Source organism: Streptomyces sp. DSM 40868 (assembly GCF_011820545.1).
GTDB lineage: Bacteria > Actinomycetota > Actinomycetes > Streptomycetales > Streptomycetaceae > Streptomyces > Streptomyces eurythermus.
The window spans coordinates 2,537,312-2,548,229 of sequence record NZ_CP050504.1 but is presented as its reverse complement, the minus strand read 5'-3'; the positions used below and the strand labels follow the sequence as shown (position 1 = coordinate 2,548,229).

Genomic DNA, 10,918 nt, shown 5'->3' with positions numbered 1-10,918 from the left:
ACACACCGGACCCCCGGGTCCGCACAGACGTTACGTACAAAGGCGTACGGAACACTGACGGCGCCTGCCCGCCTGTCCCCGACCGGACACTGGGCAGGCGTCGTTGCATGTCCCCGCCCGGCGTCACGCCCCCGCGTCGATCCGCTCGAACTGCTCCTCGGTGAGGGTCAGTCCGAGCGCGGCGACGTTCTCCGCCAGGTGGGCGGGGGAGGAGGTGCCGGGGATCGGGACGATGTTCGGCGCGCGGTGCAGCAGCCAGGCCAGGGCGGTCTGCGCGCGGGTGGCGCCGAGTTCGGCGGCGACGGCGGCGAGCGGCCCGCCGTCGGCCGCGTGCGCGCCCATGGCGACCGGGAAGTACGGCAGGAAGGCGATGCCGGCCTTCGCGGTGTGGTCGATCACCGGGTCATGGCCGCGGGTGGCCAGGTTGTACACGTTCTGCACGCTGGTGATCGGCGCGATGGCCGAGGCGGCGGTCAGCTCCGCCACCGACACCTCCGACAGCCCGATGTGCCGTACCTTCCCCTCCTCCTGGAGCTGCTTGAGGGCGCCGATCTGGTCCTCGAGCGGATACTCGGGGTCGATGCGGTGCAGCTGGAACAGGTCGATGCGGTCGGTGCGCAGCCGGCGCAGGCTCAGCTCGGCCTGCTGCCGCAGGTACGCCGGGTGCCCATGGGTGATCCACTCGGTCGGGCTCGGCCGCAGCACACCCGCCTTGGTGGCGATCACGACACCGTCGCGGTACGGGTGCAGCGCCTCGGCCAGCAGCTCCTCGTTGGTGCCCAGCGCGTAGGCGTCGGCGGTGTCGAAGAGGGTCACGCCCAGCTCGGCGGCGCGGCGCAGCAGCCGTACGGCGTCGGCGCGGTCGGTGGGGGCGGTCCAGATGGGCGCGGTCCTGCCGGACCGCTCGTGCGGGGCGTTCGCCAGGCGCATCGCGCCGTAGCCGATCCGCCGGACCTCCAGGTCGCCACCGATGCGGAATACAGTCGGGTTCGTCATGGCTGTGACGCTAGGAGCTGACATGGATGTGAGCTTCAAGAGGATGTGAGGGGGTTCACAGTGAGGATCGGGGAGCTGGCCCGCGCGACCGGCGTGAGCGTCCGGCTGCTGCGGTACTACGAGGAGCAGGGCCTGCTCGTCGCCGGCCGCACCCCCGGCGGGCAGCGCGTGTACGACGACAGCGCCCCCCGGACCGTACGCCGGATCCGCGCCCTCCTGGACGCCGGACTGCCCACCCGGGTCATCCGCGAGGTCCTGGACTGCGTGTGCGGCGGCGAGGCCGAGGTCGAACCGTGCCTGACCCCGGTGCTGGTCGAGCAGTTGCAGGGCATCGAGGAGCGCATCGCCCGGCTGGAGGGCTCCCGCGCCTCGCTGACCCGGCTGCTGACCACCACCTCCTGACCCCGGGCCTGCCCCTGGGCGGGCACCACCTCCCGGAGCCCTTGGGAGAGCACCAGATCCCGGCACTCCTCGGGCGTGCCCCACGCCGAGCGCGGCGCCCGGGCCTTGGTCAGCCACAGGGACAGGTCGTACTCCGCCGTGTGCCCGATAGCGCCGTGCAGGTGCGGCGCCGTCCGCGCCGTCGTGTACGCCCCCTCGCCGTCACCACCCTTCCCTAACAAGTGTTTGGTAGGCTAGCGTGGCCCTATGACAGGCGTCGAGAGCCCGGCCTGCGTCCCCGGGCACGGACTGCCCCGCGGCCGCACCGTCGTCGTCACCGACGAGGAGTGGTCCCGCGCCCTGGACGTCACCCTCGGCGGCACCTTCCGCGGCCAGCACGCCTGACGGCCGGGGCAGATCACAATGGGTGCGTGCCGACCAAGAAAAAACCCCAGGTGACCGCGGCAGCGGCCCGGCGCGGCGAGCTCCTCAGCACCGCTGCCGAGGTCTTCGCCGAGCACGGCTACAACGCCACCACCGTCCGCCGGATCGCCGACCACGCCGGAATCCTCGCGGGCAGCCTCTACTACCACTTCGACTCCAAGGAGTCGATGCTCGAGGAGATCCTGCGGACCTTCCTCGACGAGCTGTGGGACGGCTACGACACCGTCCTCGCCTCACAACTGGGGCCCCGCCAGACCCTCGAGGCCCTGGTCACCGAGTCCTTCCGGGAGATCGACCGGCACCGCGCCGCCGTCGCGATCTACCAGAAGGAGAGCCGGCGGCTCGTCACCCAGGACCGCTTCGCCTTCCTCGCCGAGTCCCAGCGCCGGTTCGAGAAGGCGTGGCTCAGCACGCTCGAACGCGGGGTCGCCGAGCGGGTCTTCCGCGCGGACCTGGACATCCGGCTCACCTACCGGTTCGTCCGGGACACCGTGTGGGTCGCCGCCTCCTGGTACCGGCCCGGCGGCAAGCACAGCCCCGAGGAGATCGCCCGCCAGTACCTGTCGATGGTGCTGGACGGGATCGCCGTACGCGAATAGCCCCTTTCCTGCAGGGAGTTTCCATGGCCGAGGCCTACATCGTCGAAGCGGTCCGCACACCCGTCGGACGGCGCGGGGGAGGACTCAGCGCGGTCCACCCGGCCGACCTGGGCGCCGGGGTGCTGACGGCGCTGATGGAACGCTCCGGCATCGACCCGGCCGCCGTGGACGACGTGGTCTTCGGCTGCCTGGACACGGTGGGCCCGCAGGCCGGGAACATAGCCCGCACCTGCTGGCTGGCCGCCGGCCTGCCCGAGGCGGTGCCCGGCGTGACCGTCGACCGGCAGTGCGGCTCCTCCCAGCAGGCGGTGCACTTCGCCGCGCAGGCCGTGCTCTCCGGCACCCAGGACCTCGTGGTCGCGGGCGGGGTGCAGAACATGTCCCAGGTCCCCATCGCCTACGCCTCCCGGCAGGCGGCCGTGCCCCTCGGCCTGACCGACGGCCCCTTCCACGGCAGCACCGGCTGGCGCGCCCGCTACGGCGACCGGCCCGTCGACCAGTTCGCCGGCGCCGAGACGATCGCCGCCCAATGGGCCATCTCCCGCGCGGAGCAGGAGGAATGGGCCCTGCGCTCGCACCGGCGCGCACTGCGCGCCCTCGACGTCGGCCGCTTCGTGCGCGAGACCGTCCCCTACGGCCGGGTCACCGTGGACGAGGGCCCGCGCCGGGACACCTCCCTGGAGAAGATGGCCGCGCTCGAGCCCGTCCTCGACGGCGGCACCATCACCGCGGCCTGCTCCTCCCAGGTCTCCGACGGGGCCGCGGCCCTGCTGATCGCCTCCGAGCGCGCCGTACGCGACCACGGACTGCGCCCGCGCGCCCGCGTCCACCACCTCTCCGCGCGCGGCGAGGACCCCATCCGCATGCTCACCGCGCCCATCCCGGCCACCGCGCACGCCCTGAGGAAGACCGGCCTGACCATCGACGCCATCGACCTCGTGGAGATCAACGAGGCCTTCGCCCCGGTCGTCCTCGCCTGGCTGAAGGAGACCGGCGCCGACCCCGACAAGGTCAACGTCAACGGCGGCGCGATCGCCCTCGGCCACCCGCTCGGCGCGACCGGCGCCCGCCTGATGACGACCCTGCTGCACGAACTGGAGCGCACCGGCGGCCGGTACGGCCTCCAGACCATGTGCGAGGGCGGCGGCCAGGCCAACGTGACGATCATCGAACGGCTGTGACCGAGCGCCGGGGCCCGCCCGCGCCCAGGCTCACCGAGCGCCCCGCAGCTTCTCCAGTCCGGTCAGCACCTCCTCCGCCTCCCTCATGATCCGCTCCACCAGCTCCGCACACGACGGCAGGTCGCCGATCACCCGGCGACCTGCCCGGCCGCCATCACCCCCAGATCCGTACGGCCGTCCACCATCGCCGACCTCGGCAGCATCGGCATGTCGGCCGCCGGCAGCGTCTGACCGCGGGCCTTCGCCGAGGCGGGCGCCCACGTCCTGGCCTGCACCCGCCGGCCCCCCGACCGGCCCGCGCCCCGGCGTCGGCTTCGTCCCGCCGGACCTGCGCGACCCGCCCGCCGTCCGCGCCTTCCTCACCGGACTGCCCCGCCTCGACGTACTGGTCGACAACGCCGGCGGTACGCCCCACCGGCGCCGGGCAGCAGGGCTAGGTGTCGCACTCCAGCACCGTCCGGCACAACCCGCACCGTGCCCGCACCCGCCCCTGTACCGGCACCCTGATCCGCTGGTGGCAGGTGGGGCAGGGGAAGGACACCCGGAGCCGGCCGGCGGGGTCGGCGGCGAAGGCGTACGGCGTGGCCGGCGGGCCGTCGCAGGCGTGCCGGCGGTCGTGGGCGTAGCGGCGGCGGCCCGCCCAGCCGGCGGCGGCCAGCGGCGGCTGCTGCCCGTCCCGGCGGGCCCGGTCCCTGCCCTTGACGTAGGCGGTGTAGGCATGCGGGCTGGTGAACCACAGGGACGGGTCCTCGCCGAACAGCAGCGCCCGCTTGGCCAGGACGTAACCGAACTCCTCCGGGGTGAGATAGCCCAGCTTCTGGGAGGAGACCGCGTCCTCCCGGTAGGCGTCCAGCAGCAGCCAGCCCGCGCCCAGGTAGGCCGCCGCCGTGTCCGTCAGGATCTCGTTCTCCGCCGTGCCGGGGAAGGCCAGGTCCAGGCGGTGCAGATAGACGTGCGCCACCTCGTGGGCGAGGGCCGCGCCGATGTCGGCGCGATGGCTGCGGAACCGGTCGTTCAGCTCGACGAAGTACTCGGGGCCCGCCGCCAGTTCCACGTTCGCCGCGTGGGTCATCTCCCGGAAGCCGACGATCAGCCGCGCGTCCGGCAGCCGGAAGTGCCGCACGATCTCCCGGGCCACCCGCTGCGCGCCCAGATGCAGATCGTCCGTGTCGCAGAAGGCCACGTCGGCGGGGGCCACGCTGGCCGAGAACGTCTCGATGGTGTCCCGGGACAGCCGCCGGTACAGCGCGGTGACGGCGGCCCGCACCGTCTCCAGGTGCGGGTAGCCGTGCTCGACCGGTCCGCCGTTGGCCACGTCGGCACCCCCTGAAGCCGCCGGAACTCCTCTCCACTGTAGGCGGGAGGAGCCCCGACGAACCCGGCGAAACCGTACGGGGGAGGGGCCCCGGCGAACGGCGCCGTGCCGGGGGAGCCGCGGGCACCCGGCCCGGCAGACCGCGCCCGCGGCCCTCACACCGGCAGCAAGCGCGGAGCCGGCGCGTCCGGCCGGCCTTCGTCCAGGTCCAGCACCCACACCTCGTTCTCGCCCTCCCGCAGCACCGGCCCGGGCACGTACAGCGACCGCTGGGGCCCCGCCGACCAGTAACGGCCCAGGTTGAAACCGTTGATCCAGACGAACCCGCGGGTCCGGCCGGGCAGCTCCAGCCGGGCGTCCCCGGCCCCCCGGACCGTCACCGAGCCCCGGTACAGCCCCGGCGCGTGCCTGCCGGGCGGCGCACCGAAGGGCACCGCGGCCACACCGTCGTCGAACGCGTCCAGATCGAGCCCACGCGCGCGCACCCCGTGCAGATACTGCCGCTCGTGCAGGATGCCGCCGGTGATCCCCTTCGGTTCCCCGAGCCGGGGCCCGTAGTTCACCCGCCCCAGGGACTCGACCCACAGCTCCACGCGCGCGTGCCCCGAGACCGGCTCCGCCAGCCGCGGCTCCGCCTCCGTGAGCACCCCGGCCCGCTCCCCGTCGACGTACACCACGGCGAGGTCGCGCAGCCCGCGCACGGTCAGCGGGTACGGCCGGCGCGGGCCGGGCACCTCGACCGCGTAGCGGACCAGGCCCCGGGTGATCCCCAGCTCCTCGAACGCCGGCGGCACCGGCGTGACCGTCTCCGGCCCGCCCAGCGCCCCGAGCACCTCCGCCAGGGACGCCCAGCCGGTGAGCGCGGCCTCGGCCGGGGCGCCCAGCACGGCGGGCGGCGGCGGCAGCCCGGGCAGCGGACCCGGCGCGTACCCGGCCAGCACCTCGCTGAAGCGCCGGAACTTCTCCGTCGGGCGGCCGTACTCGTCCACCGGCGCGTCGTAGTCGTAGGAGGTCACGTCCGGCTCCAGCGGGCCCTCGTGCAGCGCGCCGCCCCGGTTGGCGCCCGCCCAGCCCCCGAAACTCGTGCCGCCGTGCGCCAGATAGAGGTTCACCGACGCCCCGCACTCCAGGATCTCCCGCAGCGCCCCGGCGGCCTCGGCCGGATCGCGTACGGCGTGCTCGCCGCCCCAGTGGTCGAACCAGCCGCACCAGAACTCCATGCACATCAGCGGGCCCTCCCGGCGGTGCCGGCGCAGCGTGTCGAACGCCACGCGCGCGTGGGAGCCGAAATTCACCGTGGCGAGCACCCCCGGCAGCGAACCCCCGGTCAGCATGTGGTCCTCCGGACCGTCCGACGTGCACAGCGCCGCGGTGACCCCCTCGGCCCGCAGCAGACCGGCCAGTTCCTCCAGATAGCCGGTGTCGCTGCCGTAGCTGCCGTACTCGTTCTCCACCTGGACCAGGACCACGGGGCCGCCCCGGTCGGTCTGGCGGGGCACGATCTCGCGCAGCAGCCGGGCGAACCAGGTACGGACGCGGGCCAGACAGCGCGCGTCACGCGTACGCGCGCGCGTGCCCACCTCGCCCGTGAGCCACGCCGGAAGCCCGCCGTTCTCCCACTCGGCACAGATGTACGGACCCGGCCGCACGATCGCCCACATCCCCGCCGCGCCGACCGCGTCCAGGAACCGGCCGACCGCCCCCACGTCCCGGAAGGTCCCCGGGCGCGGCTCGTGCAGATTCCACGGGACGTACGTCTCCACGCAGTTCAGGCCCATCGCCCGCAGCACGGCCAGCCGGTGCCCCCACTGGGCCTCGTGCACCCGGAAGTAGTGCAGCGCCCCGGACAGCAGCCGCACCGGGCGCCCGTCCACGCGGAACCCCGATTCCCCCACCGTGAACTCGCTCAAGCGCCCTCCCCGCCGCGGCCTCCTGCGTCCGCCCCAGCCTCGCCCCCTTCCCGCGCCCGGCGCCATGGACGAAGATCGGCGCTGCTTGGACAAAACCGCGCCGCGCGGCCCACGCGGGAGGAGCGCCGATGTACCGGACCTGGATGCGGTTCTTCAGCCCCGGCCCCGCCCACCACCGCCTCGGCCTGGTCTGCCTCGGCGTCGGCCTCCAGCACGGCGCGCTGCCCACGGTCGGCCCGCGCACCCTCGACCACCACGTGGCCGTCGTGATCAGCTCCGGCGGCGGCTGGTACCGGGGCGCCGACGGCCGCCGGACGACCGTCACCGCGCCCGCGCTGCTGTGGCTCACCCCCGGCGTGCCCCACCACTACTCGCCCGATGCGGACACCGGCTGGGACGAGGGGTTCGTGGACTTCACCGGGCCCGCCACGGCCGCCTACCGCGAACTCGGCTACATCGACCCCGACCGGCCCGTGACCCCGCTCGCCGACGCCTCCGGCCCGCGCACCGTCATCGCCCGCATCGCCCGCGCCGCCCGCCCCGGCAACCCCCTGCTCCAGGCCGAGACCGCGGCCGCCGTGCACGAACTCCTCGTCGCCCTGCGCCGCGCCCGCGCCGACCTCGCCCGGGGCGGCGACCAGGTGCTCGCCGCCCTGGCCCGGGACGCCTGCACCCCGATGAGCGTCGCCGACCACGCCGCCCGGCACGGCATGACCACCGCCGAGCTGCGCGGCGCGGTCCGCCGGGCGGCCGGCTGCACCCCCAAGGACTACCTGCTCGGCATCCGCCTCGGCCGGGCCAAGGAACTCCTCGCCACCACCGAGCTGCCCGTCGCCGCCGTCGCCCGCCGCGTCGGCTACGACGATCCCGCCTACTTCTCCCGGCTGTTCACCCGGCGCGTCGGCCTCGCCCCCGTACGCTTCCGCGCCCAGCAGGGCCGCACCGTGCCCGGCGGCTGGAGCGACCGCGTCCCCGACCCCGGCGATCCGCCGCTGATCCAGTCCTCGGACACCCCGGCGGCACGGCCCGCGCAGCGCATAGGGTTGGCCCTCATGACGACCAGCAACACCGGCCCCGATGCCATCGACCCCGAGGTCCGCCAGGAACTGGAGCGGCTGCGCGACAGCATCGACAACATCGACGCGGCCGTCGTCCACATGCTCGCCGAGCGTTTCAAGGCCACCCAGCAGGTCGGCCGGCTCAAGGCGCAGCACCAGCTGCCGCCCGCCGACCCGTCCCGCGAGGCCCGGCAGATCGCCCGGCTGCGTGTGCTCGCCGAGAACGCCAAGCTCGACCCGGCCTTCGCGGAGAAGTTCCTGAATTTCATCATCGGCGAGGTGATCCGCCACCACGAGCGGATCGCCGAGAGCACCCAGAACGGGCAACCGGCGCACGAGGCACCTGCGGGGCACTGACCGGGCACCGCCCGGGGCGCCGGGGGAAGCGTCCGGACCGGGCGCGCACGGGGGCCGGGGCCGATGTACCGGTCCGCCCCTGTGCGCTGTCGGCGGCATCAGGCAGCATGGCCTTCATGTCCGTACTCACGCGCGATGAAGCGCAGCTCCGAGCAGAGATCCTCGACGTCCACCGGTACACGGTCGAACTCGACCTCACCACCGGTGACGAGACCTTCGACTCCCGTACCGCGATCCGGTTCACCACCCGGTTCGACGGGGACACGTTCGTCGAGTTGAAGCCTGCCGAACTGCACGGCGTCACGCTCGACGGACAGCCGCTCGACACCGGCTCGCTCACCGGGAACCGGCTGCCGCTGAAGAACCTCACCGCCGGCGAGCACGAGCTGCGCGTCCACGCCGCCATGCGCTACTCCCGCACCGGCGAGGGCATGCACCGCTTCACCGACCCCAGCGACGGCGAGACGTACGTCTACACCCAGCTGTTCATGGACGACGTCCAGCGCGTCTTCGCCGCCTTCGACCAGCCCGACCTCAAGGCCGTCTTCGAGGTCGGCGTCAAGGCGCCCGAGGGCTGGACCGTCCTCGCCAACAGCGTCACCACCCGCCGGGGCGACGGCACCTGGCAGGCCGCGCCCACCCCGCCGATCTCCACCTACCTGGTCGCCGTCGCCGCCGGCCCCTGGCACTCGGTGCGCACCGAACACCGCGGGCTGCCCTTCGGCGTCCACTGCCGCCGCTCCCTCGCCCCCCACCTCGACGCCGACGAGATCCTCGACGTCACGCGCGCGTGCTTCGACCGCTACCACGAGAAGTTCGAGGAGCCCTACCCCTTCGACTCCTACGACCAGGCGTTCGTCCCCGAGTTCAACGCCGGCGCCATGGAGAACCCGGGCCTGGTCACCTTCCGCGACGAGTTCGTCTACCGCTCCGCCGTCACCGACACCGAACGGCAGTCCCGCGCCATGGTCATCGCGCACGAGATGGCCCACATGTGGTTCGGCGACCTCGTCACCCTCAAGTGGTGGGACGACATCTGGCTGAACGAGTCCTTCGCCGAGTACATGGGCTACCAGACCACCGCCGAGGCCACCCGGTTCACCGGCCCCTGGACCGAGTTCGGCGTCACCCGCAAGGCCTGGGGCTACGACGCCGACCAGCGTCCCACCACCCACCCGGTCGCCCCCGACCACGTCGACGACACGGCCTCCGCCCTGCTCAACTTCGACGGCATCTCCTACGCCAAGGGCGCCTCCGCGCTGCGCCAGCTCGCCGCCTGGCTCGGCGAGAAGGACTTCCTCGCCGGCATCAACACCCACTTCGCCCGGCACAAGTTCGGCAACGCCACCCTCGCCGACTTCATCGACTCCCTCGCCTCGGCCACCGACCGCGACGTGGCCGCCTGGGCCGACAGCTGGCTGCGCACCACCGGCGTCGACACCCTCGTCCCCACGGTCACCGCCGCCGGCGGCACCTGCGCGCTGACCGTCGACCGCGCGGGCAGCCGCCCGCACCGCCTCGGCGTCGGACTGTACGACCACTCCCTCGCCGACGAGGGCCGGCTGGTACTGCGCGAGCGCATCGACCTCGACCTGCCCCGGACCGACCCGCAGCCCATCGGCAAGCGCCCCGCGCTGATCGTCCTCAACGACGGCGACATCACCTACGCCAAGATCCGCTTCGACGCCGCCTCCTTCGAGACCCTGCGCACCGGACTGTCCGGACTGCCCGACCCGCTCACCCGCGCGGTCGTCTGGAACGCCCTCAGGGACGCCGTACGCGACGGCGACCTGGCGCCCGCCGCCTACCTGGAGACCGCCCGCGCCCACCTGCCTCGCGAGACCGACCTGGCCATCACCCAGGGCGTCCTCGCCTTCGCCGCCGGCCAGCTCACCGGGCAGTACCTCGCCCCGGCCGACCGGCCGGCCGCCCTGACCACCCTCACCTCCCTCTGCCGCGACCTGCTGCGCCGCACCGAGGACGGCGACCACCCCGGCCTGCGGCTGATCGCCGTACGGCACCTGATCGACGTGGCCGCCCACCCCGAGACCATCGCCGCCTGGCTCGCCGACGGCACCGTGCCCGGCGGCCCGGAACTCGACCCCGAACTGCGCTGGCGCATCCTCGCCCGGCTCGCCGTGCTCGGCGCCACCGACGAGGCCGCCATCGCCGCCGAGCTGGCGGGCGACCCGAGCGCCGCCGGCCAGGAGGGCGCCGCCCGCTGCCGCGCCGCGCTGCCCGACCCGGAGGCCAAGCGCGCCGCCTGGGAGGCGATGTTCGCGGGCGACGACCTGTCCAACTACCTCTTCACCGCCACCGCCCAGGGCTTCTGGCAGCCCGAACAGGCCGAACTGGTCCGCCCCTACGTGCCGCGCTTCTACGCCGACGTGGCCGCCGTCGCCGCCCGCCGCGGCCCCGCCATCGCCACCGCCGCCGGCCGCTGGTGCTTCCCCGCCCACGCCGTCGACACCGAGAACCTCCGGCTCGGCGAGGAGTGCCTGCGCGCCGACGACCTCACCCCGGCGCTGCGCCGCGCCCTCGCCGACCGCCTGGACGACCTCGCTCGCGCCCTGCGCGTCCGCGAAGCACAGCGGTCCGGACAGGAGGGCGTACGACCGACGGCGTAGGGCGCGGCTGGTCCCTCACGACGATGCGGCCCACGGGCCCCGCTGCCTAG

General features: G+C 74.0%; 9 protein-coding genes and 3 pseudogenes. 7 read left to right on the top strand and 5 right to left on the bottom strand.

All coding sequences use genetic code 11. The annotated features are described in order from the left end of the window. Window positions 1-123: 123 nt before the first annotated feature. The gene (locus HB370_RS11480; protein ID WP_030783598.1) at window positions 124-996 is read right to left on the bottom strand and encodes an aldo/keto reductase; all 873 of its coding nucleotides are present in this window, start codon (window positions 994-996) and stop codon (window positions 124-126) included. Between the two features lie 60 nt (window positions 997-1,056). Between HB370_RS11480 and HB370_RS11475 the strand changes: the two genes are divergently transcribed. Next, entirely contained in the window at window positions 1,057-1,398 is a 342-nt protein-coding gene (locus HB370_RS11475; RefSeq protein WP_030783601.1) for a MerR family transcriptional regulator, read from the top strand. A gap of 44 nt (window positions 1,399-1,442) precedes the next feature. On the opposite strand, the pseudogene HB370_RS41865 reads toward HB370_RS11475, so the two are convergent. After that, a pseudogene (locus tag HB370_RS41865) lies at window positions 1,443-1,595 on the bottom strand (acyl-CoA dehydrogenase); the annotation flags it as partial. Window positions 1,596-1,644: 49 nt separating this feature from the next. Between HB370_RS41865 and HB370_RS11465 the strand changes: the two are divergent. The 3 genes from HB370_RS11465 to HB370_RS11455 are packed head-to-tail and all read left to right on the top strand — an operon-like array spanning window position 1,645 to window position 3,601. Then, window positions 1,645-1,782: a hypothetical protein gene (locus tag HB370_RS11465; protein ID WP_157855574.1), complete on the top strand. Its 138-nt coding sequence runs from the start codon at window positions 1,645-1,647 to the stop codon at window positions 1,780-1,782. Between the two features lie 26 nt (window positions 1,783-1,808). Further along, on the top strand, window positions 1,809-2,420 hold the full coding sequence (locus HB370_RS11460) for a TetR/AcrR family transcriptional regulator (RefSeq protein ID WP_030783604.1): 612 nt from the start codon (window positions 1,809-1,811) through the stop codon (window positions 2,418-2,420). Window positions 2,421-2,443: 23 nt separating this feature from the next. Further along, window positions 2,444-3,601, top strand: a complete 1,158-nt coding sequence (locus HB370_RS11455; RefSeq protein ID WP_030783607.1) for an acetyl-CoA C-acetyltransferase — start codon at window positions 2,444-2,446, stop codon at window positions 3,599-3,601. A gap of 30 nt (window positions 3,602-3,631) precedes the next feature. Here HB370_RS11455 and HB370_RS11450 read toward each other — a convergent pair. From HB370_RS11450 to HB370_RS11440, 3 genes and pseudogenes are all read right to left on the bottom strand, one after another. After that, window positions 3,632-3,825: pseudogene (locus HB370_RS11450) on the bottom strand (nitronate monooxygenase); the annotation flags it as partial. A 209-nt stretch (window positions 3,826-4,034) separates the two neighbouring features. Continuing rightward, the gene (locus HB370_RS11445) at window positions 4,035-4,916 is read right to left on the bottom strand and encodes a hypothetical protein (protein WP_030783610.1); all 882 of its coding nucleotides are present in this window, start codon (window positions 4,914-4,916) and stop codon (window positions 4,035-4,037) included. A 155-nt stretch (window positions 4,917-5,071) separates the two neighbouring features. Further along, window positions 5,072-6,826, bottom strand: a complete 1,755-nt coding sequence (locus HB370_RS11440; RefSeq protein ID WP_030783613.1) for a beta-galactosidase family protein — start codon at window positions 6,824-6,826, stop codon at window positions 5,072-5,074. 128 nt (window positions 6,827-6,954) lie between these two features. On the opposite strand from HB370_RS11440, the pseudogene HB370_RS11435 reads away from it, so the two are divergent. From HB370_RS11435 to pepN, 3 genes and pseudogenes are all read left to right on the top strand, one after another. Continuing rightward, window positions 6,955-7,827: pseudogene (locus tag HB370_RS11435) on the top strand (AraC family transcriptional regulator); the annotation flags it as partial. 51 nt (window positions 7,828-7,878) lie between these two features. Further along, window positions 7,879-8,241, top strand: coding sequence for a chorismate mutase (locus HB370_RS11430; RefSeq protein ID WP_078637542.1), 363 nt, complete (start codon window positions 7,879-7,881; stop codon window positions 8,239-8,241). Window positions 8,242-8,357: 116 nt separating this feature from the next. Continuing rightward, window positions 8,358-10,868 (top strand): aminopeptidase N, encoded by a 2,511-nt coding sequence (pepN, locus tag HB370_RS11425; RefSeq protein WP_030783621.1) that lies wholly within the window; start codon window positions 8,358-8,360, stop codon window positions 10,866-10,868. The last annotated feature ends 50 nt before the right edge of the window (window positions 10,869-10,918 follow it).

Coding starts and splice junctions, on each gene's coding strand:
- HB370_RS11430 (WP_078637542.1), top strand. CDS start 7,879: ATGACGACCAGCAACACCGGCCCCGATGCCATCGACCCCGAGGTCCGC.
- pepN (WP_030783621.1), top strand. CDS start 8,358: ATGTCCGTACTCACGCGCGATGAAGCGCAGCTCCGAGCAGAGATCCTC.
- HB370_RS11465 (WP_157855574.1), top strand. CDS start 1,645: ATGACAGGCGTCGAGAGCCCGGCCTGCGTCCCCGGGCACGGACTGCCC.
- HB370_RS11455 (WP_030783607.1), top strand. CDS start 2,444: ATGGCCGAGGCCTACATCGTCGAAGCGGTCCGCACACCCGTCGGACGG.
- HB370_RS11480 (WP_030783598.1), bottom strand. CDS start 996: ATGACGAACCCGACTGTATTCCGCATCGGTGGCGACCTGGAGGTCCGG.